Consider the following 24,295-nt stretch of genomic DNA (forward strand, 5'->3'; position numbering starts at 1 on the left):
CGGCACGGTCGCGCCACCGTGAAAGCCGGACCCGCCCCTCGCCGCCCCGAACCCGATGACCGGGACGCGCCCTTCCCTCAGGAGGTCTCGCCATGGCCCACTCCATCCCCACCTCCCCCGCCACCACTCCCATACCCCTCAAGTCCCTCGCCCCGTGGGCCCTCCTCGTCGGCCTGCTGACGCTTGCCCTGCTCTACTTCGTCGGCGCGGAACAGGGCGCCACCTCGCTCCTCTCCGGCGCGGGCGTCCACGAGTGGGTCCACGACGCGCGCCACCTGCTCGGCTTCCCCTGCCACTGACCCGACGGGGGTACCCGCATGCGTCCCGTCCCCGTACGTCCCCTGCTCGTCCGCGGCCTGCTCGCCGGCCTGGCCGCGGGCCTCCTGGCCCTGGTCGTGGCCTACCTCCTGGGCGAGCCCCAGATGAACGCGGCCATCTCCTTCGAGGACGCGCACACCCACGAGCACGGCGCCGAAGTCGTCTCCCGCTCCCTCCAGTCGACGGCCGGGCTCGCCACCGGCGTCCTCGCCGAGGCCCTCGCCCTCGGCGGCCTCGCGTCCCTCGCGTACTGCGCGCTCCTGGGCCGCACCGGCCGCTTCGGCCCCCGCGCCACGGCGGCCCTGCTCTCCGGCGCGGCCCTCCTGGCCGTCCACGTGATCCCGTTCCTCAAGTACCCGGCCAACCCGCCCTCGGTGGGCGAGCCGGACACCATCGGCACGCGGACGACGCTCTACGTCCTGATGATCGCCCTCAGCGCCCTGCTGTGCGCCGGCGCCGTCCTCCTCGGCCGCCGCCTGTCGCCCCGCCTGGGCCCCTGGCACGCCACGGTCGCCGCGGCGGCAGCTCTGCTCTCCGCGATCGCTCTGGCGTACGCCCTCCTCCCGCCCGTCGACGAAGTCCCCGCCGACTTCCCGGCGGACCTCCTGTGGCGCTTCCGCCTCGCGGCACTGGCCGTACCGTGCACGCTGTGGGCGGCGTTCGGCGTCTTCTTCGGCGGGGCGGCCGAACGGCTCGTCGGTGCCGGGGAGCCGAGCGCCCCGGCCGTCACCCCTGACGGCGCAGGGCACTCCTGATCAGGGCTCGGGAGATGCCCATCTCAGCTGCACCGTGAGCGATCGGCCGGGTCCGGCACCGCTCGACGAGGCGTCGTCGGCCCTCGATGCCGAACGGGGAGCCGGCATGGGTCAACGAACGCCGCTTTCCTCGACGGCGTCCTGGGCCAGGGGCTCCGTGCCGGCGTCACCCGTGCCGGGGAAGGTTCTCGGTATCCGGCGCAGGGCGAATGCACCGAGTGCGGCGTGGAGGATGCCCGCGATGACGGCAGCGGCGTGCAGAGCGGTGACGAAGGCGGCCTTCGCTTCGCCGATCACGGCGGGCGCGAGGCCGGGGATCCGGAGCGTCTCGTCGAGGGTGCCGGCGAGGTCGGGTCCCTCGAGCCGGAAGACCAGGGCGGCCAGCGAGCCGAGGAGCGCGATGCCGAGCGCGTTGCCGATCTCGTTGCTGGTCTCGGCGATCGCCGCCGCGGACCCGGCACGTTCCGCGGGAACCGCGGCGACGGCGGTGTCGGCGACAACACTGAAGGAAATGCCGTAGCCGATGCCGGCGATGACGGTGGATGCCAGGTACCAGCCGATCCCGCCGGAGACGCCGGTGGGCAGCAGCAGGAGCAGACCTGCGGCGATGAAGAAGTGGCAGGTGATGAGTGCTGCTCGGGTGCCGGTACGTGCGACCAGTGCCGGTGTGACGATGCAGGTGACGGTGAGCACGGCGGCGCCGGGGAGCGCGACGAGGGCCGCGTCCAGGACGGGCAGCCCGAGGACGGACTGGAGGTAGATACCGCCGAGGTAGGCCACTGCCGACCATGCGGCCAGCGGCAGAAGCCCGGTGATGACCGCGATCGTGAACACCCGGTCGCGGAAGAGCCGGAAGTCGATCAGCGGGTGTTCAAGGCGGAGTTGCCGCCGGGTGAACCACCCCAGGGTGACGATGCCGGCGATCCCCGTGGCCGTCGGGGCGGCGGACGGCCCCTGTGCGGCGGCGTGCTTGATCGCGTAGACGGTCAGCAGGATGCCCGCGGCGGAGAGCAGAACGCTCAGGACGTCGATGCGGCCGCTCCGGGTGGCGCGTACCTCGCGGAGCAGGATCGGGGCGAGGGCCAGGAACAGCAGGACGACGGGGAGATTGATCAGGAAGACCGATCCCCACCAGAACCTGCTCAGCAGCTGTCCGCCGATGACCGGGCCGATCGCGAACCCGGCGGCGAAGGTGGCCGCGAAGATCCCGATCGCCTGTGCTCGCCGGCGTGGGTCGGTGAACAGTTCGCCGAGTACCGCCAGCGCCGACGGCAGCAGCGTGGCACCGGCCACGCCCATCAATGCCCGGAAGGCGATCAGCAGTTCCGGCCCGGGTGCGAACGCCGCTCCCGCCGAGGCCGCGCCGAACACCGCCGCGCCGGCCATCAGCAGCTTCAGCCGACCGTACCGGTCGCCGATGCTGCCGAACGCGATGAGCAAGGACCCGACGGCGAATCCGTAGACGTCCAGGATCCACAACGCCTGACCGGCAGTCGGCGACAGCGCCTGGGTGACCTGGGGCATGGCCAGGAACAGGACCGAACCGTCCATCGCGACCAGCAGCACCGGGCCGGTCACCACCAGCAGACCGAGCCACTGCCGCGGACCGGGTGAGTGAGAAACGCGCTGTTCATTCATGCTCCGACGGTGCGGCGCGGTCCGCTCGGCAACCAGTCCCATGTCATGGGTACACCTCCCAGGGGCACCCGGACACGGGCCGTCGCGCCTACGCTCGCAGTCATGGAGTTGGAAAGCCTCGGGGCATATCTCAAGAACCGCCGCGACCGGGTCACACCCGCCGACGCGGGACTGCGCACCTACGGCACCGCCCGCCGCGTACCGGGCCTGCGCCGTGAGGAGCTCGCGCAGCTCGCCGGCGTGAGCGCCGGCTACTACACGCGGCTGGAACAAGGTCAGGCCGGTACGGCCTCCCGACAGGTCCTCGACGCGCTCGCAGGCGTGCTCCGGCTCGACCCGGCCGAGACGGCCCACCTGCACAACCTCGCCCGTCGGCCCACCACATCACGCCTGGTCCGTCCCCGCCCCGAAAAGCCGCACCCACGAGTGCTGGCGCTCCTGGCGTCCCTGGGCGAGACCACGCCGGCCGTCGTGCTCGGCCGCCGCGGCGACGTGCTGGCCTGGAACCGCACCGGACATGCTCTCGTCGCGGAACACATCGACTTCGACGCGCCCCACGATCTCGCGCGACGGCCGTCCGTCCCCCGGATGTTCTTCCTCGACCCCCTCACCCGCGACCTGCACCGGAACTGGGACGAACTGGCTCGAATCCATGTCGCCTACCTTCGGCTCACCGCGGGCAGGTACCCCACCGACGCCCGGCTGGCCGAACTGATCGGCGAACTCACCATGCACAGCGGCGACTTCGCCGCGCTGTGGGCCAAAGGCGACGTGGCGGACTGCACCGTGGGCACCATGCGCCTGCGACACCCGACCGTCGGAGGGGTCGACGTCGACTACCAGGTGTGGCTCCAGCCCGACAGCCCCGACCACCGGCTCGAGGTCTATACCCCCAACGACAGCGCCTCGGCCGACGCGCTGCGACTGTTGCACAGCCAAGTTGCCGATCAGCGGGAACCGGAGGCCGCCGCCCTCTCCGAGGCGTCCCGGCATCTGGACGGGTGACTGTCGCTCTATCACCCTCTGAAAACGGTGGGTCCACACACTGGAGGGGCGTCGACAACGTCCAGTCCCGCAACACCCGGCTCGCGGAACCCGGCGCGCCGACACCGGCGTTCCGGAACGCGGAGAGCTGCCCCGCGCCGGAGGGCGCCATCCCGTCCCCACACGGAACGGCGCCCTTCGGCTGCCAGGTGAACGTCTCCCCCCACCGCCTGTGTCACGGATCCCCCCGTGGCGGCCGGACGGCGCCTGGCGCGGGCCTGGGGTGTCGTGGCCCGACAACGGAGTCTGCGGCTCCGGGGCGGGTGCGGGCAAAGGTCTTCGGGGCTGGCCGAATACGGACACGGGCGAACGCTTACCATCGAGCGGGACAAGTGGAGGTGAGCGTTCCTTCACCCAGCCCTCACCCCTACCCCGGAGGCCGGAGAAGCCGTGACCCTGCGCGTGCGCTTCAGCGCCGAGGACCTCGCCCGGGTGCGGCTGACGACGACACCCGACCCGCTCGCCGAGGCGACGTTCAGCCTGCCGCTGCTCCAGCGGAGCGGCGCGGCCGCGCTGGAGGGGTGGCGGCAGCGGTCGCTGCGGGAGTTGAGCCCGGTGGTGCGGCCGTTGCTGGAGCTGGCGCCGGCGGGGCTGGACGAGTACGTGCCGGAGGCGTTCATCCGGGTGCGCGGGTCCACGTCGCTGGAGCACAGCCTGGACGCGACCTGGAGCATGCCGCGGCACGTGTGGGCGGCCGATCTTTCGGTGGCGCGCGAGTGGCGGCCCTCCGTCCCTCGCTGGATCGACGAACTGCACGACGGTGACCGGGAGGCGACCCGGCTCGTGGACCGGGCGTTCCGCTCGTACTACGACGCGGTCGTCGCGCCGTACTGGCGGCAGCTCGCCGCGTGCGTCCAGGCGGACCGGGCGCACCGGGTCCGGCTCATGGCCGAGCACGGCGTGGAGCGGCTGCTCGCCACGCTGCACCCGTCGCTGCGCTGGGAGTCCCCGGTGCTGCACGCGCCGTGCTCGATGGACGTCGATCTGCCGCTGGAGGGGCGGGGGCTGTTGCTCACGCCGACGTTCTTCCTGACCGCCCCGGTGTTCCGGCTGGACAGCGCGGACCCGGACGCGCCGCTGGAGGTGCGCTACCCGGTGGCGCGGGAGCTGGGCGTGTATCAGGCGGTGCTGGCGCCGACCGGAAGCGGCGACGAGCATCTGGGGCATCTGAGCGGGCTGTTGGGACGGACCCGGGCCCGCGTGCTGGACGCCGCCGCGGCCGGGGGCGGGACGGCCGAGCTCGCCCGCCGGGCGGGGATCTCCCCCGCGTCGGCGAGCGAGCACGCGACGGTCCTGCGGACGGCCGGGCTGATCACGACGCAGCGCACGGGCTCGTCGGTGCGGCACCGGCTGACGCCGCTGGGGCGGGCGCTGCTGGACGGCACGCCCTGCTGAGGCGGGGCTACTCCGGGAGCCCGACGGCGATCGGGTTGCGCGGCTTCCCGCCGAGCAGCACGGCTCCGGAGGACTGGAGGATCTGGTCCTGCACGGTGGCGTGCTGGCACATGGTGTAGAGGTCGCGCAGGTGCCGGTCGAGCGGCGAGGGCCGGTAGACCGCCGACGTGGTGACCAGGTCGAAGAGCCGGCCGACGAAGCCGCGGACGGTGCGGAAGGCGTTGACGCGGGCGAGGGCCGCCGACACCCGGTCGTCGGGGGTCAGTCGCTCGCCCCGGGTGAGCAGGTCCCACTGGCGCTCCAGCGTGCCGTAGACCGCGTGCCGGGCGGCCAGCAGCTCCATCTCGGCCTGGGCGACGGCCATCTGGACGCGGTACTCCTCCGGCCAGGGGGTGAGGCTCTGGCCGTCGACGCGGGTGGCGGCCATCGCGCGGACGTGGTCGAGGGCGGCCCGGCCGACGCCGAGGGCGACACCGGGCATGGTGCGCAGGATCGCGTCGGGCTCGGCCTCGGGGCCGGGGACGACGGGGTTGGCGAAGCTGAGGGTGTGCTCCTCGGGGACGAAGATCCCGTCGGCCGCGTAGTCCCGGCTGCCGCTGCCCGCCAGTCCCGTGCTGTGCCAGGTGTCGATCACCTCGAACTGCTCGGGGCGGCCCACGACGATGCGCCAGTGGGCGCGGCCGCCGCGCGGGCCGGGGTTGGGCTCCGGCTTGCCGTCGGCGTCATGGACGAGGACGCCGGCGATGACCCGGTCGGCGTGGGTGATGGCGCTGCCGAACTGCCAGCGGCCGGTGACCTTGAAGCCGCCGGGGACCCGCTCGGCACGTCCCCGGGGCGGGATCGCGCCCGCGGTGATCATGTCGAGTCCGGGGAACAGCTCGCGGGCCGCGTCCTCGGCCAGGTAGGCGGCGAAGATGCCGCTGTCCATCCCGACCATGGCGCACCAGGCGGCCGAGGCGTCGCCGGTGGCGAGGGCCTCGATGACCTCGGTCCGCTCGGCGGGGGTCATCACCGGGCCCTGCCATGCCTTCGGGTAGGCCATGCGGAAGACGCCGGTGGCGCGCAGGAGTTCCACGACGTCGTCGGGGAGCCTCCGGGCCTGTTCTATCTCCTCGGAGCGGGCCGCCAGCAGCGGGGCGGCCTCCTTGGCCCGGCGGAGGATCTCCTCGCCGGTCAGCGGGGCGCGGGACGTCCCGGGCGCGATGTCTGTCACGGGCATCGTGTCATCACTTTCCGACGTAGCGTCATATAGGTCTTGATATGGGAGGGGTTCAGACCTTGCGCCAGCGGGGCACCCACGCCCCGTCCTCGACCTGGAAGTCGGAGAAGAGCGCCGGGGCCTCGGCGCGTACGATCTCCCCGATCCGGCCGAAGACCAGCCGGATCTCCTCCTCGGCGCCGGGCGCGGTGCGCGCCTCGATCAGATGGCGCAGGGTGCGGACGTTCGCGGTCCACGCCAGCCCGGTGGCCACTCCCTCGGGGGCGAAGCGCCGCATGAACGACGTCTTGTGCTTCTTGTCGCCGAAGCGGCGGCCGTCCTCGTCCAGCCGGAAGTGTTCGGCCATCCAGCCCTGGAACTCCTCCATCCGCTCCAGCAGTTCGGTGGCGCGCTCCATGAGCTCCGGGTCCTCGCGCGCCCAGCCGGGGAACCAGAAGGGCAGTTCCTGGAGGCGGACGAAGCGCAGGGACTCCTGGGAGACGGCCACTCCGGCGCGGTGCCGGGCCAGTTCGTGGGTGAGGACCCGGCTGACGTGGTGCAGGACGAAGGTGAAGCTCACGTGTTCCAGGACGGAACCGTGCATGCTGGAGAGGATGTTGGCCAGGTAGGCGTCCTGGTCGGTGCGGATCCGGGTCACGTTGGGGTTGAGTCCCGGCTCCCATGACCGGTAGCAGATCCGCCCGGCGAACTCGGCGAGGTTCTGCGGGTCGTTGAGCACGCCGTCCAGCTCGCCCCGGTCCAGCCGGGCCAGCCAGTCGCCGCCGCCCACCTCCTCCAGGTAGGCCGCGAGGGCCGGGTAGTCGATGCCGGGGCGGGCGACGAGGAAGACTTCCGGTTCAACGGGCTTCATTTTCTTGCCTGTTCTCTCTCACGACCTCGGACTCACGGCCTCGGATCACGACTTCGGACTCACGGCCTCGGACTCACGGCCTCGGACTCACGGCCTCGGACTCACGGCCTCAGACGACCAGTCCGCCGTCCACGCCCAGGACCTGGCCGGTGATGTAGGCGGCGCGGTCCGAGACGAGGAAGGACACCAGGTCGGCCACCTCGTCACAGGTGCCGAACCGGGACAGCGGGATCCGGCTCAGGTACTTCTTCTTGATGCGCTCGGGGACGCCCTCGGTCATCTCCGTCTCGATGAAGCCGGGCGTCACCGTGTTGGCCCGGACTCCGAAGGAGCCGTACTCCTTGGCGACGGAGCGGGTGAAGCCGATGATCCCGGCCTTGGAGGCGGCGTAGTTGGCCTGCCCGGCGCTGCCGTACAGCCCGGCGAGCGAGGAGAGGGTGACCACGGCACCGGCCCGGCGGCGGGCCATCCGCTCGACGACGGGCCGGCAGAGGTGGTAGGTGCCATCGAGGTTGGTGCGCAGCACCTCGTTCCAGTGGGCGTCCTCCATCGTCGCCAGGGCCTTGTCCCGGGTGATGCCGGCGGCGGTCACCACGGCGGCGACGGGCCCGAGTTCGTCCTCGGCGGCGGCGACGAAGGACCGGCACGCGTCGGCGTCGGCGACGTCGGCCCGCCGGGCGAGGACGCGGGCGCCGTGCGCGGCGGCGGCGCGCTCGGTCCGTTCGGCCTCGGCGGAGCGCGAGCGGAAGCAGAAGGCGACGTCGAAGCCGTCCCGGGCGAGGCGCTCGACGACCGCGGCGCCGATTCCCCGGGAGCCCCCGGAGACCACGGCCACCGGCCGCGCGCTCACGCCGCCGATCCCTCGGCCAGCAGCGACTCGATGAGGATCCGCAGGTCGGCGAGGGTGCGCAGGGAGCCGAGGGCGGCGTCCCGGACGGCGACGCCGTACCGCTTCTCGACCCGGGAGGAGACCTCCAGCAGGGCGAGGGAGTCCATTTCGAGGTCGTCGGTGAAGTGGGCGTCGTCCGCCACGTCCCCGGGCTCCAGCTCCAGCGAGCCGGCGACGATCGCACGCAGGTCGTCGATGTCCACGACAGCGGCCACGGTGGGGTCCTTTCAGTTGCTGATCAATTGCTGCTCAACTGCTGTTCAGTTGCTGCTCAGTTGCTGTGTCGTTCGGCGGTGAGGAGGAGGGCGGCGGCCGCGTCGTCGGTGGCGGTGCCGCCCGTGACGGCGAGGACGGCGCCGGTTCCGCGGGCCCGGAGGCGGTCGGCGCCGGCGGCGCACTGCAGGACGCCGAGGGCGCCGGAGCAGTCGCCGAGCCGGTCGGTCAGATCCACGTGGCCCGCGGCCAGGCGCAGTTGGACGGGTACGGGCGTCCGGGACTCGGTGGCGGCGACGGTGCGCGCGGCGTCGGCGCCGCGGGCGTACGCGGAGACGACGGCGTGCGCGCCGGCGCCGCGCGCCGCGGCGTCGGCCGCGCTCTCCAGCACCACGGCGGCGGTGACGTCGCGCGGCTCCTGCCCGAGGAGCTTGCCGACGGGCCCGGCGGCCGGTTCGACGCCGACGACGACGGCCCGCCGGCAGCGGCCGGCGAGGATCAGGTGGCAGGCCCAGTGCACCGCGTCGAGGCCGCTGGTGGCGCCGTTGCAGACGGTGAGGTTGGGGCCGCGCAGGCCGTGGCGGATGGCGATCCAGCCGGCGACGACGTTGCTGGAGGTCTGCGGGAGGCCGAGCGGGCTGAGCCCGGTGACGGTCTCGCGGGCGATGGTGTCGGTGAACTCGCAGGCGGTCTCCAGCGTGCCGAGGTTGGAGCTGACGACCACGGCCGTGGCCTCGCCCGCCCCCCGGTACGCCCCGTCGCCGTCGAGGAGTCCGGCGTCGGCGAGGGCCGCGTCACAGGCGCGCAGGGCGAGCCGGGAGGCGCGGTCCTTGCCGCGCATGTCCTTGCCCTTCAGGGCGGTTGCGGGGTCGAAGCCGCCTTCCGCCGGCGGCTCGTCGGCGAGCAGGTCGAGCGGCCGGGCCAGCCCCGGGACGGCCAGTCCGGTGCCGGTGACGACGATCCGCCGGCCGCCCGGCGCGTGCCGCTTCACCGGGCCGCCTCCACGATCGCCACCGCGTTGATGCCGCCGAAGCCGAAGGCGTCGATCTGGGCCGTGGTGACCGGGGCCGCGGCCGCCCGGTCCCGGACGAGGCCGAGGCCGGCGGCCTCGGGGATGGGTTCGGTGAGGCCGAGCACGGGCGGGACGGTGCCGCGCAGCATCGCCTGCACGGCCATCACCAGGCTCAGCAGCCCCGAACCGCCCAGCGTGTGGCCGGTCATGGACTTGATCGCCGTCATCAGCGGCCCGGGCCCGGCGCCCCGGAACACCTCGGCGAGGACGGCCGCCTCGGTCTCGTCGTTGCGCGGGGTGCCGCTGCCGTGCAGCATCACCAGGTCGATGTCGGCGGCCCGGACGGAGGCCCGTTCGTGGGCCTCCAGGACCGCCGCCCGGATCCCGGCGGGGTCGGGGGCGGTGGCGTGGTGGGCGTCGCAGTTCATGCTGACGGCCCGGACCCGGGCCTGCGGGGGCGGCCCGCCGGTGCCCGCGCGCCGGACGACGACGGCGACGGCGCCCTCGCCCATCAGCATCCCCCGGTGCGAGACGTCGAAGGGGCGCAGCGCCTCGGGGGTCTCGTTCTGGACGCGGTCGAGCGTGCCGAAGGCGCTCTCGGTGACCGCGTCGGTGCCGGCGACGACGACGGTGTCGGCGGCGCCGAGTTCGATCATGTCGGTGGCCATGCCCAGCGCGTAGAGGGAGGCGGAGCAGGCGTTGGCGAAGGTGTAGGTGGTGGCGGCGCCGAAGGCCGCGCGCAGCGCCCCGCCGAAGTGGAAGTCGGCGGCCGTGACGGCGGCGCCCCGGGTCCACCAGAGTTCCGCGCTGCGCTGTTCGCGCATGGTGGTGCCGACGAGGACGGGGACGCGGGAGAGGTCCTCGGGCAGGCCGGCCTCGGCGAGAGCCTGGCGGATCGCGTGGATCAGCCAGGTGGTGGCGCGCAGCGGTTCGTCCTCGCCGTCGGGGCGGTCGTCGATCTCGTAGGCGTACCGGGTCCGGTACTTGTCGTGGTCGAAGGCCCGGAGCGGGGCGCGGGTCTCCTGCCCGGCGCAGAGCGCGTCGAAGATCCGGCCGGGGGTGCCGCCGATGTTGGCGACGGCCCCGGTGCCGGTGATGTTCCAGGTCACTACCGCTTCACCCGTTCCTTGAGCCGGTGTTCCCCGGCGTCTTCCTCAAGTGCCCTGAGCCGGAAGGCGGCCAGCTTGCCGGTGGAGGTGACGGGGAGTTCGGTGAGGAACTCCACGCGGGCCGGGCGCTTGTAGGGGGCGAGCCGCCCGCGGAGGGCGGCGGTGATGGCGCGGCGGACGGCCGCCGTGTCGGCGCCGGGCGCGGGAACGGCGTACAGCACGGCCTGTTGGAGGCCGTCGCCGTCGGTGGTGCCGACGACCACGCACTCCTTGACGCCGGCCACCTCGCGGGCGACGGCCTCGATCTCGCCGGGGACGACCTTGTAGCCGCCGAGGTTGAGCAGGTCGTCGGCGCGGCACAGGTGCACGACGGTGCCGTCGTCCCGGCGTACGGCGATGTCGCCGGTGTAGACGCCGCCGTCGGCGAAGGTGCGGGCGGCGGCGTCCGGGCGGCCGATGTAGCCGAGGGCGACGGTGGGGCCGGCGATGTGCAGCCGCCCTTCGGTGCCGTCGGGGACGGGCCGGCCGTCGGCGTCGCGGACGGTGGCGGTGACCCCGGGGACGGGGAGGCCGATGGTGCCGGGCATCGGGCGGCCGGGCGGGGTGGCCACGACGATGTGCAGGACCTCGGTGGCGCCCAGGCCGTTGACGAGTTCGGCGCCGAAGGCGGTGCGGACGCGCTCGCCGAGCGGGGCGGCGAGGTGCTCGCCGGCGGCCACGCACAGCCGTACGGTCCCGGCGGGCACGCCGCCGGCGTCGGCGAGGGCGGCGTACAGCCGGGGCACCGACCACAGCACCGTCGGCCGGTGCCGGCCGACGGCGGCGGTGACGGAGTGGACGTCGACGGCGCCGCGCAGCAGGACGGTGCGGGCGCCGGCGGCGAGCGGGTAGAGCACGGTGCTGCCGAAGCCGTAGCCGAAGGACATGCGGGCCGTGGACAGGACGGTGTCGTCCTCCCGCAGGCCGAGCACGGAGCCGAAGCCGGCGAGGGCCGCGGTGAGCGCGCCGGCCCGGTGCCGGACTCCCTTGAGCAGGCCGGTGCTTCCGGAGGTGTACTGGACGAGGGCCTCGCGGCCCTCGGGCCAGGTGACGGGGGGCGGGCCGTCGGCGGGCGCGTCGCCGTCGAGCGCGGCCCTGACGTCCGCGCCGCGGATCAGCGGCAGGCCGCCGAGGAGGGCTTCGAGGGCCTGTTGCCGCTTGGGTGTCGCGTCGAGGTGGACGACGGCGGCGGCGCAGTCGGCGGCGACGTGGCGGACCTCGTCGTCGGTGAGCATGGGGCTGATCACGACCGGGACGCAGCCGTGCCACCACAGGCCGAGGACGGCGGTGACGGTGGCGACGGAGTCGTCGGCGACGATCAGCCCCCGGGTGCCGGACGGGACGCCCGCGCCCGCCAGTTGACCGGCGTAGCGGGCGGCGGCGGTGTGCAGCCGTGCGTAGGAGACGTCACCGGCGTCGGGGTCGGTGCAGGCGGTCCGGTCGCCCCGGCCCCGGGCGAGGTGCCCGCCCAGCAGTAGTCCGACCGGGTCGACGCCGGTGCCGGCCGCCGCGTCCAGGCGTTCGCGCAGGACGGCGGCGGACTCCTCGACGCTGCGCATGAGCGCGGCCTCGTCGGCGCCGAGGGTCAGGCGGAACTCCTTCTCGGCCCGGACGACGATCTCCGTCTTCTCCAGCGAGTCGAGGGCGAGGTCCTCGAAGAAGAGCGCGTCGTCCTCGACGGCCTCCGGTGCGGTCTCCAGGACGCCGGCGACGATCGCGCGGAGCCTGTCGAGCACATCGTCGGCGGGTGGGAATCCGGATAAGTCAGACATGGGCGCCCCCTTGGAGGTATGTCACGTCCACTGGTGCTGGCTCGGAAAAAGTCGATCGATGGCAGGACGTGGACGACCACGGCGCCGCTCACGATTGCTGACGTCGCTGAACGCACATACGCCGCCAACGCACACACACGTCATTGAACGCACACACGTTCCAGCGCAGAGTAGCCGCGCTCACCGCCGCGGAACACCAACACGCCTCGGAACAAAGGGAATCGGCCATGCCGGGTGGCCGGTTCCGCGCGGTCGGCCCGTACTCACAGGTCACACAATGCGCGTAAACCGGCCGCGCTCCGACGAACGGCCGGAACATGATCAACTACCGCCGCAATCAAGCGGATTCGGGCAAATCAACCGGGGGCTCCCGGTGCTAATGTCTCGGCGTCTCCGCCCCGAATACGCCTACCCATGGAAAAGGTGAGGTCGTTGCGGCCGTCCCCCGAAACCGGGTTGTCCTCCGAAACCCGGCTCTCCCCCCGCACGTTGCGAACCACCGAAGCCCGCGCCGCCCTCGCCCAGCAGGACTTCGGCGGCGGCAACGCCTGGCGCACGGCCCTGCGCACCAGCCCGGCCCCCGGCCTCCCCGTCCTCGTCGCCGACCGGCCGATCGTCAACGCCGAGGGCGTGGAGCAGGGTTCGTTCAGCCTTGAGGAGCTGGTCGCCCTCGCCGACGCCTGGTCGGCCTGGTACCGCGAGCGGGGCGTCGGCCCCCGCGACCGGGTCGTCGTCCACATCGAGGACACCTTCGAGGACCAGGTCCACCTCACCGCCCTGGCCCAGCTGGGCGCGATACCCGTGCTGCTCAACGGCCTGATGGTCCCGGAGTACGTCCTGGCCCTGGTCGAACGCTGCGCGCCCGTCGGGATCTACACCGACGAGACCCGCCTCGCCCGCCTCGAACCCGCGCTCAAGTCCGTCGACGGCCTGCGCTGGATCCACACCCGCCGCACGGCCGGGCGGCTGGACGGCCAACCGCTGCCGGAGAACGCCCTGTTCAGGCACGCGGCCGACGATCCCGTCGTGCTCTGCCACACCTCCGGCACCACCGGCGTGCCCAAGCTGGTGGTGTGGACCCACCGGCAGAGCATCGCGGGGGCCCGCTTCCGGCTGGAGACCCACCCCGAGCCCGCCGACTCGGTGATGCTCTCGGCCATCGCCGCCTCGCACTCCGGCGCGATCGCGTTCACCTTCTACGCGGTCCTCGCGGGGCTCCCGTTCGTCTCGCTGTCCGACCGCAGCCCCGAGGGCCTCGCCCGGGCCGTGCGCACCCACCGGCCCACCATCGTCCAGGCGTTCCACCCCGTGCACTCCGCCCTGGCCAACTCCCGCCCCGCCCCCGAGGACTTCGCCTCCGTCCGGGAGTGGATGAACACCGGCGACTCGGCGCACGACGCGCACATCCGCGAACTCATCGCGCTGGGCCACCACCTGGAGGACGGCAGACCCGTCCCCGGCTCGGCCTTCCGCGACGGCCTGGGCGCCTCTGAGCTGGGCTGGGCGGCCCTCGGCCGTACGATCACCGCCGAATCCCCCGCCCGCCCACGCCACTTGGGACGGCCGGTCCCGCTGGCCGACGTCACGGTCCTGCGCGAGGACGGCACCCCCGCCGAGGACGGCGAGGTCGGGCTGCTCGCCCTGCGCAGCCCCTCCCTCTCCCCCGGCTACTGGAACGACTGCGACACCTACCACCGGGGCCGCCTCGGCGATTACCGCCTCTCCGGCGACCTCGTCCACCGCACCGCCGACGGCGACTTCTTCCACGTCGACCGGCTGGTCGACCGCATCCGTACCGACGCCGGCGACGGCTACTCGGTGCTGATGGAGGAGATCCTGCTGCTCGCCCTGCCCGAGGCCGCCGACTGCGCGGTGGTCGCCGGGCGGGACGACGGCACGGTGGTGCCGGTGGCCGTCGTCCGCCGCCGCGACGGCGATTCCACCCCGCCGGCGACGCTGCTGGAACGGGCCAACGCGGCCCTGGCCGAAAGGGATCAGCCGCCGCTGGCCGTGCTGGATCTCGCCGCGAAGGACGCCGACATTCCCACCGGGCCCACCGGTAAGGTGCTCAAGCGGCAACTGCGGGAACGTTACGCCGATCTGCGCGGGCACCTCGCCACGCGGGACGCCGCGGCGTTCGCCATCCGCTGACCCACCCCCGTCCCCATCCCCATCCCCATCCCCCGTCCCGGCGAGGCGACCGATCGCCGGGACCCGGGCGATCCCCGAACCCGGAACCGCTCCGTCCGGAGCCCGCTTCCCGCCCTTCCTGGAGGACCAGTTGAGTACGCGCATGATCAATGCGGTGTTCCCCGGCCCACCGGCGCGCCGCCCGGTCCTGCTCATGACCCTGGGGTCGTTCACGCTCGGCACCGACGCCTTCCTCGTCAGCGGCGTGCTGCCCGAGGTCGGGGACGACCTCGGGGTGTCCGTGGGCACCGCCGGCCTGCTGATCACCGTCTTCGCCGCCGTCTACGCCGTCGCCGGGCCGTTACTGGCCGTCAGTACCGGCAGTCTCGACCGCCGCAGGGTCCTCATGGTGTCCCTGGTCGGCTTCGTCCTGGCCAACCTGCTCGCCGCGGCCGCCCCGAACTACACGGTCATGATGGCCGCCCGCGTCCTCGCCGCCCTCGCGGCCGCGATGTACATGCCCTCCGCCTCGTCCAGCGCCGCGACCATCGTCGCGCCCGCCGAGCGCGGCCGCGCCCTGACCGCCATCCTCGGCGGCCTCACCCTCGCCAGCGCCCTCGGCGTCCCCCTGGGCACCGTCATCGCCAACTTCGTGAACTGGCGCGCCGCGTTCGTCTTCGTCGCCGCGCTCAGCCTCGTCGCCCTGCTCGGCCTGGCCCGCGCCCTGCCCGCCGTGCCGTCCGCCGGCGTCGCGTCCCTCGCCCGGCGCGCCCGCGCCGCCGTCCTGCCCGGCGTGCCGTCGATCCTGCTCGGCAGCCTGATGACGTACGCCGCGATGTTCGGGCTCTACGCCTATCTGGCCTGGTTCGTCGACAGGACCGCCGGCATCGACGGCGGCGCCCTGACCTGGGTCTACCTGGTCTACGGAGTCTGCGGCGTGGTCTCCAACTTCGCGGCCGGCTGGCTGATCGACCACTTCCCCCCGCAGCGGATCGCGGTGCTCTCCACCACGCTGCTCGTCGCCGTCATGGGCCTGCTCGCGGTCCTGGCGCGCTACGGCGGCGACAACGCCACCACCGTGGCCTGCCTGTTCGCGCTGACCGTCCTGTGGTCGCTCATCGGCTGGACGGTCAACCCCGCCCAGCAGAAGCGGCTGGTCAACGCGGGCGGGGAGCACACCCAGGTGGTGCTCTCGCTGTCCGGCTCGGCCGTCTACGCGGGCCAGGCGCTCGGCAGCCTCGCCGGCGGACTCGTCCTCGGCCGCGGGGCGTTCGCCCTCGGCCTGACCGGGCTCGGCCTCCAGGTCCTCACCCTCGCCGTCATGGGCTTCTCGCTGCGCGGCGGGCGGGGCCGGAAGGCCGCCGCGGCCGCTGCCCCGGCACCGGCGGCGGCCGCCTCGGAACCCTCCAAGAGCTGAGGGCCTTCGGGGAGCTCAGCGGGTCAGGCGAAGCCGCTGCGGTTCGGCAGCGCCCCGAAGGGGCGCGGGGCCCTTTCGCTGTACGGCTCCGCCGCGTGGGCACGACCGGCCACGACGGCGCCGCAGCCGGCCGACGGCCCGTCGCGGCACTTCCGGCGGAGCGCTCAGCGCTGCCGCACCCCGCAGGTCACCCGCGCGCTGCACAGCCGGCGCCCCTTGTCGTCGCGGATCGCCACCTCGTACGTGACCGAGCTCAGCCCCCGGTGCAGCGCCACCGCCTCACCGTGCACCGTGCCGGACCGGGCGGCCCGGTGGTGCGTGGCGCTCACCTCCGCGCCGTAGGCGATGCGCGACGGACCGGCGTGCAGCACGGCGCCTATCGAGGCCAGCGTCTCGGCGAAGGCCAGCGACGCCCCGCCGTGCAGCATGCTGTACGGCTGGGTGTTGCCCGCCACCGGCATGGACCCGGCGACCCGCTCGGCGGTCGCCTCGGTCACCTCCATGCCGAGCTTGGCGTACAGGGCGTCGGGGACGCAGCCGTGCCCCCGCATGATCTCCGTCAGCGCGGCGGGCAGGTGCTCGGGAAAGCGGGGGGAGGAGGTCTCGGTGGTCACGGTCGGTGCCTCGGTGGTTAAGGTCTTCTCCATCCGCCCACTGTATGCGGCCAGTTGACGGCCGCGGGGCCCCGGTATGCGCCCCGCGCCCGGCCGCTCAGTACGCTCGCACCGTGAGCACCGACCCGATCATCCGCCCCCGCCCCGCCCCCGGCGCCGGGCTGCGCCTCTTCGTCCTGCACCACGCCGGCGGCTCGCACGTCCCGTACCGGGCGTGGGCCGGCCTCCTGCCCCGGGAGTGGGAGCTGTGCCTGCTGGAGGCCCCGGGCCGGGCCACCCGTCCCGGCCGGCCGCACACCACGGCGGCCGAGCTCGCGGAAACGTTCCTCGACGACCTCCGCCCCCATCTCGGCGCCCCTTACGCCCTCTTCGGGCACAGCATGGGCGCCCTGACCGCCTACGAGCTGACCCTCGCCCTCCGCGACCGCGGTCTGCCGCTCCCCCGCTGGCTGGGCCTGTCCGCCATCAACCCGCCGGAGCACCACCCGCGCCGCGAGCAGCGGTTCGGCCTGCCCGACGACGAACTGCGCGACGCCGTCGTCGCCCTGGGCGGCACCCCGCGCGAGGTCCTGGAGCACCCGGAGCTCTGGCAGCTGATCGAGCCCGTCCTCCGCGCGGACCTGCGCCTGGCCGAGTGCTGGCGGCCGCACGCCGACGCCGCGCCGCTGCCCGTTCCCCTGTCGGCCTTCGCCGGGGACGCCGACCCCTACGCCTTCCCGCACCTGATGCACACCTGGGCGGCCCGGACGACCCGGTTCCGCGGCGTGCGCACCCTGTCCGGCGGCCACTTCTACTTCCTGCCGGACCCGGCGCCGCTGGTGGCGGAGATCACGGCCGCGATCCGGGCGGAGGAGGGCGTCCCGTCCGCCCGTTGACCGTCCCGCCCGTTGACCATCCCACTCGTTGACCGTCCCACTCGTATCGATCGCCCCACCCGTCGATCGTCAAGGTCTCGACTTCCCGCGCGAATCCTGATCCGATGGGCGAGTTGACCGTGCGACCTCCGGAGACCCTATGACGGACGGCGCGACCGCCGCGGCCCACGAGACCGGGGACGGCCCGAACTCCGGGCGGCGCACGGCCGTGTCCGACGCCGGCCTGGAGGAGGAGCGGCGGGTGCTCGCCCTCGCCCCGGTGGCACCGCCCGCGCGCGGCCGCTACGGCGACCACCCGGAGCAGGTGTACGACCTGTGGCCGGGGGACGGCCCCTTGGTGATCCTGCTGCACGGCGGCTTCTGGCGCTACGACCGTACGCATCTGACGCCGCTGGCCGCCCACTTGGCGGGCCACGGCTTCGCCGTCGCGCTGCCCGGCTTCCGCCTCTCGGGCGGAACCGGCGGCTACCCGGAGACCTTCGACGACGTCGCGCTGGCCCTGGACACGATCCCGGGCGGACGGCCGTACGTCCTGGCCGGGCACAGCTCGGGCGGGCACCTGGCGCTGTGGGCGGGCGCGCGCGGGCTGCTGCCCCCGGAGTCGCCCTGGTTCACGGCCGAGCCGCCCCCGGCGGTGCTGGCCCTGGCACCGGTCGCCGATCTGACGGCCACGGTCCGTGACGGCCTGAGCGACGACGCCGCCCTCCAACTGCTCGGCGGTCCCGGGCACATCGAGGACCGCCTCCCCCTGACCGACCCGATCACGCTGGTGCGGACCGCCGGCACCACCGGGGTGCCCACGGTGCTGCTGCACGGCGAGGCGGACGAGGAGGTTCCGCCCGCGCAGTCGACGGCGTACGCGACCGCGCACGCCGACGCCGAGCTGCTCCTTCTGCCCGGAACCGGCCATTACACGCCCATCGAGCCCGGCGCGGAGGCGTGCCGCACGATGATCGACGCCCTGAAGCGCCTTTCGCGGGACTGAAGCGCCTCGCGCAGCGCCACGCGCCCCGCCCACCGGCCCGGAACCGATCCGTCCGCCGCGAGCGTCGCACTACCGTGGGTAGCTTCCGGAAAGAAAGCGAGCTCCATCGTTGAACGATCCCACCGCCACGGTCACCGAACGCTCCGCCGAACAGCTGCTCCGGATGGAGGAGTTGGTCGGCATACTCACCGACGCCCAGTACCTGCACCGCCCCCGGGACGCCAGCGGCATCGCCCTTCACGTGCGCCACTGCGTGGACCACTACTCCGCGATCCTCGCCGGCGCGGACAGCGGCACCGTCGACTACGACCGCCGCACCCGCGGCGGCGTCCTGGAGCACGACCGCGGCGCCGCGCTGGCCCGCCTGGCGAACCTCAGACTGCGGGTGCGCACGATGCCGTCGCGGGACCTCGGCTATCCGGTGGAGGTCGTCACCGTCGTCGGCACCGACGGCGCGGTGGCCCGCACCCGCTCGACCGTCGGCCGGGAGCTGCTCTTCGTCTCCTACCACGCCGTCCACCACCTGGCGATGATCGTGCCGATCGCCCGCTCGCTGGGCGTGTCCGTCCCGCCGGACCTCGGCTACGCCCCGGCGACGCTGGCCGCGGGAGCGGGACCGGTCTGACGCGTGCTCCGCTCCCTCGCCGACGCGACCGCGGCCCGGCACGGCGTACCCGCCGACCGCGTCACCCCCGTGCCCGGCGGCGTCGCCAACCACGCGTTCGCCCTCGGGGACGATCTGTTCCTGCGCATCCCCAGGGACGCCGCGTCCGCCACCGACCTGCGCAAGGAGGCCGCGGTGATCCCGGCGGCCCGGCGGACGGGGGTGCGGACGGCGGGCGTCGTCGAGTTCACCGAGAGCGACCCGCCCCGGATGCTCCTGGAGCGCGTACCGGGCGCCGGCCTGGAGTCCGTGCCGCTGTCCGGCCCCCGACGGGCCGGCGTCCTGCGCGCGCTGGGCCACGACCTGGCCCTGCTGCACGCCGCCCCGCCGCCCGCCGGGCTCCCGTACGACGACGGCGGCGATCCCCACGGGATCGTCGGTCACCTCGCCCGCCGGGGCTCCGTGGACCCCGCGACGGCCGCCTGGCTGACGGCCTGCTTCACCCGCCTGGACCGCCTCGCCCCGGCGTCCCCGCCCTGCCTGCTGCACGGCGACGTCGCCCCGCAGAACGTCCTCGTCGGCGAGGCGGAAGAGTTCGCCGCCCTGGTCGACTGGGGCGACGCCTGCCGGGGCGAACCGGCGATGGAGTTCGCCAAGCTCGATCTCACCGACGTCGTCCCGGCGTTGGAGGGCTACGGCGCCCCCGGCCTCGCACCGCGCATCCTGCGCCACCACCTGTCCTGGGCCCTCGTCGCGGCGATGCGCCCGCCGGTCACCGGCCAACGGCACTGGACCGCACCGCCGTTGAGCCGCCTGCTGCGCGTGCTGCGCGTGCTGCGCTTCCTGGCGAGCTCGCCGCCGGAGCCGTGGGGCTCCCTGGCGCGGGAGTTGCGCGCCTGACGCGGCGGACGGCGCGCGGCGGCGCCGCCGCGCCCGCCGGTCTGGTACGTGCCGCCGAAAGGAGCTACGGTCTGCTCCCCCGCACATGGCCGGAAAGCAACGCACCCCGCGTGAGGACAGGACAACAGGACATGAGTGATGCATCTGTTGCGCAGCTGGCCGCTCCCTCGGTCGACGGAGCGGTGGACGGCGTCGTCGTGCTGAACGGATCACCGGGTCTCACCGTGCGCGTCGAGCCGTATCCGCGGATGACACGCGGGGACGAGGTCCAACTCCGCTGGGATACCGGGGTGTTGCGCACCTCGCTCATCGACCGGAGGGTGGTCGGAGCCGACGAGGTGGGCCGGAGCACCCTGTTCGTCATCGGACGCTCCACGCCCGGGACCATCCGGGTCAGCTATCTGGTCGGCCGCCCGGGCGGCGACTGGCGCTCCTCGTCGGCGCTGACGCTGACCGTCCGCCGCTGACCGGAACGCGTCGGGCTGCGGCGGTTCCCCCGAGGAGGAAGCACCGCCGCAGCCCGGAGACCCGTCACTACGACCCGAGCGCCACCGGGTCGGCCCTGTTGGCCGGCTCGGGATCCGTCGGCACGGCCGAGTGGCCTTCCCGAGCGGAACCACGGATGCGCGACAACAGGCTCTTCAACCGCGGGGCGTTCGCGTCCAGACCCCGGGACGCCGCGCAGACGACCGCCCCCACCATGATGAACCCGAAGGAGACGATCCCGAGCTGCAGGATGATCATCACGTGGAGGCATGCGCTCACCAGCGCGGCCACCGCCTGCCGGGACCCGCGCCGCAACAGCAGCAGCGCGATCACGCACTCCCCGAACATCGCTCCCCACGCGGAGAGGAGGGCGAGCAGAGTGATGCTCGTCGACCAGCGGAACAGGTCGTCGAACAGGCCGGCCGCCCCGAAGTTCTCCATACGTGCGACGTAATAGGTCGCGCTGCCTTCCGACCACGGGCCGACGGACAGTTTCGCCAGGGCACTGTCGAGATAGATATACGCGACTTGGAGTCGCACGCCCCACCAGCCGGCCCAGGCGATCCCCTGCCGGACGGACCCCTTTCGCTCTTCACCACCGGGTCGTTGCCAATGCCAGGTCCGCCTGTCATTGACACAGGCCAGAACAAGGAAGAAGGTGACGACCTGCGCGACGGCATCGCCACCGTCAGGCAGCGATATCGACTGGTTGATGGAGAGCGACGCCCAGAAGTGCAGCACGGTCGTATACCGGGGCAGGATCCCGCTCGCCACGACCAGAAGCATGGCCAGAACAAGGAAGTTGAGGAGCTGCCGGTCCGCGGAGCCCGCCAGACAGTACAGCGACGCGGCCTGGGCCGAGGTCGAGCAGTCGACCTTGATCTCGTCCCCGCCCACCGGGACGAAGAGATGGGACGCCGGCGTGAAGAGGAGGATCGACGCCTGGGCGAGCGCGATCATCGATCTGCCCACGCCGAGAGCCCGGGATTCGGCAGGAAAGCGCCGAACGGACCGTTCCATCCACACGGCTATTCGCTTCGCGTACACTTCGCCTCCACAAGAGCGGCCTTCTTGTCGAGGCGCCAACCTTTATATTTGTCGCGGAACTTCCACGGGACAGGCCTCGTCTCCACAAGCACCAGCCGCCCGCACAGGGTCGGTACCGGAGAGGGGTTGGTGACGGAGACAGGCGCGGCCGAGGACCCGGCGACCACGGCTGGGCAATCCCCCTCCAGCTCCTCGCAGTTCTTCCACGCCCGCACCTGGTTCGCCATGTTGGCGACCTCCGGGCCCTGCGCACGCTGGCGCCGCGTCAGCCCGTAGAGATTGTCCGCGCGCGAATTCGGCAGTCGCGACGCATAGGCGACACCGTCACCGGACACGGTGTAGGGAACGAACTCGGGATCGCTCGGAGGTTTCGTGAAGAAGGCCCAACTCTGGGGCATGAACCTCGCCGACAGCGCCCGGAGATCACCCCCGTCGCGCGTGGAAAGTACGTTGCTCGGAAGGGAGAAGAAGATCGATCCAGCCAGCAGAGCTCCGACCAGGAGAATGCCGGCCGCGGCAGAGACCAGACCCGGTACCGAGCGAATCGGCTCGGAGTCCGTCCCCCCGGCGGTCCGCTCGTCGGCGTTCTGCTCGTCGGCGTTCTGCTCGTCGGCGTTCTGCTCGATGGTCGCCGGGCCGCGACTCACGTCAGCGCGGAGGTCAGAGCGTCGACAAACGCGTCGCGCTCGATGTCCGAGCCGGTCGGCTTGCCGTCCTCGAGATACCACGTGACGACCACGAGGGTTGCGAGGGCGTTGGTGGCGACTCCGGCGTTCGTGTACACGGCCGCGTTGGCGGCTCCCACGGCGTTCACATAGATGGCCACGTACGCGCCCATGTAGAACCAGCCGGCGGCCCGCGCCTGAACCTTGCCGGTGTTCACGGGCTGACCGTTCTTCTTGATGAACTCGTTGAAGCTCACCGAGAAGTCGCGGAGGGCGGCGTCGACGCGCACCGGGTCTCCGGACTGGAACGGAACCGCCATTTTCTTGTGGAACTCGGGGTGAGCGGCCAGGTACCCCGTGATGATCTTGTTCAGCGCCGCTTCGTCGGTCTGCGGCTTGGAGGCGTTGAATCCGAGCATCCGCTTCAGCTCCGGATGCGCGTCCGCGATCGGACCCTGGGCGGCGAGCAGCAGCTGCAGAAGCTCCTCGTCGCTGTACTTGGCGGTCTCCTTCGCCGCCTCCTTGAGCTGCGCCTTGCCCGGCGCGGAAACGACGCGGCCGTCGTCGGCGAAGGCGCTCTGGGCGGTGACGCCGCCCACCGCGATGATGGAGCCGGCCACTATGGTGGCGATGACGTTTCTGGATGTGAACTTCACAATGTCCTCCCCTGACATGTGATGCAGCCCAGCGCGCGCTGGACTATCTCTGTTCGCGAGCAGCTGCCCGTGCAGCCGAATTCGCCTTGACCGCCGCTGCCGTGAGAAGCGCGAGAACCGCGCCGATTCCGGTCAACGGGACGATGAGAACAGCTGGATTCCTGGCGTCACTCAGCATCAACGACAGACCGATTGCCAAGGTGATCGCACCCACGGCATAGGCGGTCAGGTATGTCACCGTCAGCATCGGGGACGCCGAGGCGTGCCCGGCCTCCCAAGCGCTGTCCGAGGACATCGTCGCCTTGGTCCGGATTCCGATCACAGAGTTGCGCTGGATATTCCCACTCGCAACTTGATTCTTCATGTAGTGAATCATCGCACCCAGCGTGAACAGCCCTACGCCGAATACCAATCCCGCGACCGGATCCATTGCTCGTCCTCCAAGGACGTAGTCATCATCGTCGAAAGCATGCGGAAAAGCCTGCACCCCTCCTTACGGCAGGGATCAGGCTCCTCTTCAGTGCGTCGGATCAGTTCCCCCTCTGTCCCTGCACACGCCCTGGCAGTACCGAACTCGGCGCCGATGCCGAGGGAACGCCGTTCGCTGTGCAGGGCTCCATCCCATCAGTGGGCTGAACCCTCGGGAAGTGACGTCCTCACGGGCGCGGCGTGAATCTTTCACGCGCCTGGATCAGGTGGAGAGGTCGCCGTCCGCAGCGGCGAGAGCGGTCACGAACGCGGACCAGGAGGCGCGGGGAATGGGGGAGGGGTTCGACCGGAGCTCGCGCATGAGCGTCCCCCCGTCGCTGGACACGCGCCCGCGCCGGGTCAAGTCGCCTGGCTGCAACCGGTGACAGCTCGCTCGGCCGTACGAGATACGGTCCGATCATGACCGAACCCGGCTTCCTGCACGCCACCCGCACGTCGTACGACACCCTCGCCGCCGCCTACGACGGCCACTTCGGCGACCACCTCGCATCCAAGCCCCTGGAGCGCGCGCTGCTCGCCGGCTTCGCCGAGCTCGTACGGAACGGCGGCGGCCCCGTCCTCGACGTAGGGTGCGGCACCGGCGTGGCGACGGCGCACCTGGCCGGCCTGGGGGTGACGGTGTCGGGAATCGATCTCTCCCCCGGAATGGTCGAGGTGGCCCGCCGCAATCACCCGCACCTGCGCTTCGAGGTGGGCTCGATGCTCGAACTGGACGTGCCGGACGGCACGCTCGGCGGGCTGACGGCCTGGTACTCGGTCATCCACGTGCCGAGGGAGCAACGGCCGCGGGTGTTCGCGGAGTTCCACCGGGTGCTGGCACCGGGCGGTCAGATGCTGCTCGGTTTCCAGGTGGGCGACGAGACGTCGCACCGCACGGACGGGTTCGGCCACCCGATAGCGCTGGACTTCCACCGGCTGCGCCCGGACGACGTGGCGGAGATGCTGTGCCGGGCGGGGCTGGAGGTGCACACCCGGATGGTGCGCGAGCCGCAGGACACGGGTGCGTTCCCGGAGTTGACGCCGCAGGGCTTCCTGCTGGCGCGGAAGCCGGAGGCATAACCCACACGACCCGCATGCCCCTCCGCCGTCCGCACGAACTCACTGAGGCCGCGGCGGAAGCCGGACGCCGCTTATGCGGGAGAGGGGCAGGACTGCGGCCACGACACACCGTTCA

General features: G+C 72.7%; 25 protein-coding genes and 1 pseudogene. 12 read left to right on the forward strand and 14 right to left on the reverse strand.

Features of this window, described 5'->3' with window-relative positions:
• Positions 1–92: 92 nt before the first annotated feature.
• The gene (locus tag I5Q34_RS31830; RefSeq protein WP_199895908.1) at positions 93–299 is read left to right on the forward strand and encodes a CbtB-domain containing protein; all 207 of its coding nucleotides are present in this window, start codon (positions 93–95) and stop codon (positions 297–299) included.
• Positions 300–317: 18 nt separating this feature from the next.
• Positions 318–1,073, forward strand: a complete 756-nt coding sequence (locus I5Q34_RS31835) for a CbtA family protein (protein ID WP_199895909.1) — start codon at positions 318–320, stop codon at positions 1,071–1,073.
• Here I5Q34_RS31835 and I5Q34_RS31840 read toward each other — a convergent pair.
• Both I5Q34_RS31840 and I5Q34_RS31845 read right to left on the reverse strand, forming a co-directional pair.
• Positions 1,074–1,188: pseudogene (locus I5Q34_RS31840) on the reverse strand (IS481 family transposase); the annotation flags it as partial. It lies immediately after the preceding gene.
• Positions 1,185–2,711 carry an MFS transporter gene (locus I5Q34_RS31845; RefSeq protein ID WP_199895910.1) on the reverse strand — a complete coding sequence of 509 codons (1,527 nt, stop codon included), beginning with the start codon at positions 2,709–2,711 and terminating at the stop codon, positions 1,185–1,187. The pseudogene I5Q34_RS31840 and the gene I5Q34_RS31845, both read right to left, overlap by 4 nt.
• A 102-nt stretch (positions 2,712–2,813) precedes the next feature.
• On the opposite strand from I5Q34_RS31845, the gene I5Q34_RS31850 reads away from it, so the two are divergent.
• Complete coding sequence (locus tag I5Q34_RS31850) at positions 2,814–3,716, forward strand: helix-turn-helix transcriptional regulator (RefSeq protein ID WP_199895911.1); 903 nt, start codon at positions 2,814–2,816, stop codon at positions 3,714–3,716.
• 429 nt (positions 3,717–4,145) lie between these two features.
• Positions 4,146–5,150 carry a winged helix-turn-helix domain-containing protein gene (locus I5Q34_RS31855; RefSeq protein WP_199895912.1) on the forward strand — a complete coding sequence of 335 codons (1,005 nt, stop codon included), beginning with the start codon at positions 4,146–4,148 and terminating at the stop codon, positions 5,148–5,150.
• A 7-nt stretch (positions 5,151–5,157) separates the two neighbouring features.
• On the opposite strand, the gene I5Q34_RS31860 is transcribed toward I5Q34_RS31855, so the two are convergent.
• The 7 genes from I5Q34_RS31860 to I5Q34_RS31890 all read right to left on the reverse strand — a co-directional run bounded on the left by I5Q34_RS31860 (position 5,158) and on the right by I5Q34_RS31890 (position 12,253).
• A complete protein-coding gene (locus tag I5Q34_RS31860; protein ID WP_199895913.1) occupies positions 5,158–6,369 on the reverse strand; it encodes an acyl-CoA dehydrogenase family protein in 1,212 nt (403 codons plus the stop codon).
• Positions 6,370–6,421: 52 nt separating this feature from the next.
• Positions 6,422–7,219: an FAD-dependent thymidylate synthase gene (gene thyX / locus I5Q34_RS31865; protein ID WP_199895914.1), complete on the reverse strand. Its 798-nt coding sequence runs from the start codon at positions 7,217–7,219 to the stop codon at positions 6,422–6,424.
• A 109-nt stretch (positions 7,220–7,328) separates the two neighbouring features.
• A complete protein-coding gene (fabG, locus tag I5Q34_RS31870) occupies positions 7,329–8,069 on the reverse strand; it encodes a 3-oxoacyl-ACP reductase FabG (RefSeq protein ID WP_307811763.1) in 741 nt (246 codons plus the stop codon).
• Entirely contained in the window at positions 8,066–8,323 is a 258-nt protein-coding gene (locus tag I5Q34_RS31875; protein WP_199895915.1) for an acyl carrier protein, read from the reverse strand. Before I5Q34_RS31875 ends, fabG begins: the two co-directional genes overlap by 4 nt.
• 56 nt (positions 8,324–8,379) lie before the next feature.
• Positions 8,380–9,312, reverse strand: a complete 933-nt coding sequence (locus tag I5Q34_RS31880; RefSeq protein WP_199895916.1) for a beta-ketoacyl synthase N-terminal-like domain-containing protein — start codon at positions 9,310–9,312, stop codon at positions 8,380–8,382.
• Positions 9,309–10,442: a beta-ketoacyl synthase gene (locus I5Q34_RS31885; RefSeq protein ID WP_199895917.1), complete on the reverse strand. Its 1,134-nt coding sequence runs from the start codon at positions 10,440–10,442 to the stop codon at positions 9,309–9,311. The genes I5Q34_RS31880 and I5Q34_RS31885 overlap by 4 nt, the downstream gene beginning before the upstream one ends.
• Positions 10,442–12,253 (reverse strand): AMP-binding protein, encoded by a 1,812-nt coding sequence (locus I5Q34_RS31890; protein ID WP_199895918.1) that lies wholly within the window; start codon positions 12,251–12,253, stop codon positions 10,442–10,444. Before I5Q34_RS31890 ends, I5Q34_RS31885 begins: the two co-directional genes overlap by 1 nt.
• 489 nt (positions 12,254–12,742) lie before the next feature.
• On the opposite strand from I5Q34_RS31890, the gene I5Q34_RS31895 reads away from it, so the two are divergent.
• Together I5Q34_RS31895 and I5Q34_RS31900 are read left to right on the forward strand one after the other, a co-directional pair.
• Complete coding sequence (locus tag I5Q34_RS31895) at positions 12,743–14,404, forward strand: class I adenylate-forming enzyme family protein (protein WP_234429719.1); 1,662 nt, start codon at positions 12,743–12,745, stop codon at positions 14,402–14,404.
• Between the two features lie 142 nt (positions 14,405–14,546).
• Positions 14,547–15,800, forward strand: a complete 1,254-nt coding sequence (locus I5Q34_RS31900; RefSeq protein ID WP_199895920.1) for an MFS transporter — start codon at positions 14,547–14,549, stop codon at positions 15,798–15,800.
• 164 nt (positions 15,801–15,964) lie between these two features.
• On the opposite strand, the gene I5Q34_RS31905 is transcribed toward I5Q34_RS31900, so the two are convergent.
• Positions 15,965–16,351 carry a hotdog fold thioesterase gene (locus I5Q34_RS31905; RefSeq protein WP_199896083.1) on the reverse strand — a complete coding sequence of 129 codons (387 nt, stop codon included), beginning with the start codon at positions 16,349–16,351 and terminating at the stop codon, positions 15,965–15,967.
• A 176-nt stretch (positions 16,352–16,527) separates the two neighbouring features.
• Between I5Q34_RS31905 and I5Q34_RS31910 the strand changes: the two genes are divergently transcribed.
• The 5 genes from I5Q34_RS31910 (at position 16,528) to I5Q34_RS31930 (ending at position 20,245) form a co-directional block, all read left to right on the forward strand.
• The gene (locus I5Q34_RS31910) at positions 16,528–17,289 is read left to right on the forward strand and encodes a thioesterase II family protein (RefSeq protein WP_277965563.1); all 762 of its coding nucleotides are present in this window, start codon (positions 16,528–16,530) and stop codon (positions 17,287–17,289) included.
• A gap of 139 nt (positions 17,290–17,428) precedes the next feature.
• A complete protein-coding gene (locus I5Q34_RS31915; protein WP_199895922.1) occupies positions 17,429–18,274 on the forward strand; it encodes a S9 family peptidase in 846 nt (281 codons plus the stop codon).
• A 109-nt stretch (positions 18,275–18,383) separates the two neighbouring features.
• Positions 18,384–18,899 (forward strand): DinB family protein, encoded by a 516-nt coding sequence (locus I5Q34_RS31920; RefSeq protein WP_199895923.1) that lies wholly within the window; start codon positions 18,384–18,386, stop codon positions 18,897–18,899.
• Positions 18,900–18,902: 3 nt separating this feature from the next.
• Positions 18,903–19,778: a phosphotransferase family protein gene (locus tag I5Q34_RS31925; RefSeq protein ID WP_199895924.1), complete on the forward strand. Its 876-nt coding sequence runs from the start codon at positions 18,903–18,905 to the stop codon at positions 19,776–19,778.
• A 131-nt stretch (positions 19,779–19,909) separates the two neighbouring features.
• A complete protein-coding gene (locus I5Q34_RS31930; RefSeq protein WP_199895925.1) occupies positions 19,910–20,245 on the forward strand; it encodes a hypothetical protein in 336 nt (111 codons plus the stop codon).
• 67 nt (positions 20,246–20,312) lie between these two features.
• Here I5Q34_RS31930 and I5Q34_RS31935 read toward each other — a convergent pair whose 3' ends face one another.
• From I5Q34_RS31935 to I5Q34_RS31950, 4 genes are read right to left on the reverse strand one after another with little or no spacing between them, the layout of a single operon-like run.
• Positions 20,313–21,284: a sporulation-delaying protein SdpB family protein gene (locus tag I5Q34_RS31935; protein ID WP_267912062.1), complete on the reverse strand. Its 972-nt coding sequence runs from the start codon at positions 21,282–21,284 to the stop codon at positions 20,313–20,315.
• A gap of 8 nt (positions 21,285–21,292) precedes the next feature.
• Positions 21,293–21,958 carry an SdpA family antimicrobial peptide system protein gene (locus I5Q34_RS35915; RefSeq protein WP_199895927.1) on the reverse strand — a complete coding sequence of 222 codons (666 nt, stop codon included), beginning with the start codon at positions 21,956–21,958 and terminating at the stop codon, positions 21,293–21,295.
• The gene (locus I5Q34_RS31945; protein WP_199895928.1) at positions 21,955–22,650 is read right to left on the reverse strand and encodes a hypothetical protein; all 696 of its coding nucleotides are present in this window, start codon (positions 22,648–22,650) and stop codon (positions 21,955–21,957) included. The genes I5Q34_RS35915 and I5Q34_RS31945 overlap by 4 nt, the downstream gene beginning before the upstream one ends.
• A 25-nt stretch (positions 22,651–22,675) precedes the next feature.
• Positions 22,676–23,062, reverse strand: a complete 387-nt coding sequence (locus I5Q34_RS31950; RefSeq protein ID WP_199895929.1) for an SdpI family protein — start codon at positions 23,060–23,062, stop codon at positions 22,676–22,678.
• A gap of 458 nt (positions 23,063–23,520) precedes the next feature.
• On the opposite strand from I5Q34_RS31950, the gene I5Q34_RS31955 reads away from it, so the two are divergent.
• Positions 23,521–24,180: a class I SAM-dependent methyltransferase gene (locus I5Q34_RS31955; protein WP_199895930.1), complete on the forward strand. Its 660-nt coding sequence runs from the start codon at positions 23,521–23,523 to the stop codon at positions 24,178–24,180.
• Positions 24,181–24,295 lie beyond the last annotated feature (115 nt).

The organism is Streptomyces sp. AV19, assembly GCF_015999245.1.
Classification (GTDB): domain Bacteria; phylum Actinomycetota; class Actinomycetes; order Streptomycetales; family Streptomycetaceae; genus Streptomyces.

What these genes read in the sequence shown, in the direction of transcription:
- I5Q34_RS31830 (WP_199895908.1), top strand. Translation starts at nt 93, where the DNA reads ATGGCCCACTCCATCCCCACCTCCCCCGCCACCACTCCCATACCCCTC.
- I5Q34_RS31835 (WP_199895909.1), top strand. Translation starts at nt 318, where the DNA reads ATGCGTCCCGTCCCCGTACGTCCCCTGCTCGTCCGCGGCCTGCTCGCC.
- I5Q34_RS31845 (WP_199895910.1), bottom strand. Translation starts at nt 2,711, where the DNA reads ATGAATGAACAGCGCGTTTCTCACTCACCCGGTCCGCGGCAGTGGCTC.
- I5Q34_RS31850 (WP_199895911.1), top strand. Translation starts at nt 2,814, where the DNA reads ATGGAGTTGGAAAGCCTCGGGGCATATCTCAAGAACCGCCGCGACCGG.
- I5Q34_RS31860 (WP_199895913.1), bottom strand. Translation starts at nt 6,369, where the DNA reads ATGCCCGTGACAGACATCGCGCCCGGGACGTCCCGCGCCCCGCTGACC.
- thyX (WP_199895914.1), bottom strand. Translation starts at nt 7,219, where the DNA reads ATGAAGCCCGTTGAACCGGAAGTCTTCCTCGTCGCCCGCCCCGGCATC.
- I5Q34_RS31890 (WP_199895918.1), bottom strand. Translation starts at nt 12,253, where the DNA reads ATGTCTGACTTATCCGGATTCCCACCCGCCGACGATGTGCTCGACAGG.
- I5Q34_RS31900 (WP_199895920.1), top strand. Translation starts at nt 14,547, where the DNA reads ATGATCAATGCGGTGTTCCCCGGCCCACCGGCGCGCCGCCCGGTCCTG.
- I5Q34_RS31905 (WP_199896083.1), bottom strand. Translation starts at nt 16,351, where the DNA reads ATGCGGGGGCACGGCTGCGTCCCCGACGCCCTGTACGCCAAGCTCGGC.
- I5Q34_RS31915 (WP_199895922.1), top strand. Translation starts at nt 17,429, where the DNA reads ATGACGGACGGCGCGACCGCCGCGGCCCACGAGACCGGGGACGGCCCG.
- I5Q34_RS31930 (WP_199895925.1), top strand. Translation starts at nt 19,910, where the DNA reads ATGAGTGATGCATCTGTTGCGCAGCTGGCCGCTCCCTCGGTCGACGGA.
- I5Q34_RS31935 (WP_267912062.1), bottom strand. Translation starts at nt 21,284, where the DNA reads ATGGAACGGTCCGTTCGGCGCTTTCCTGCCGAATCCCGGGCTCTCGGC.
- I5Q34_RS31945 (WP_199895928.1), bottom strand. Translation starts at nt 22,650, where the DNA reads ATGTCAGGGGAGGACATTGTGAAGTTCACATCCAGAAACGTCATCGCC.
- I5Q34_RS31950 (WP_199895929.1), bottom strand. Translation starts at nt 23,062, where the DNA reads ATGGATCCGGTCGCGGGATTGGTATTCGGCGTAGGGCTGTTCACGCTG.
- I5Q34_RS31955 (WP_199895930.1), top strand. Translation starts at nt 23,521, where the DNA reads ATGACCGAACCCGGCTTCCTGCACGCCACCCGCACGTCGTACGACACC.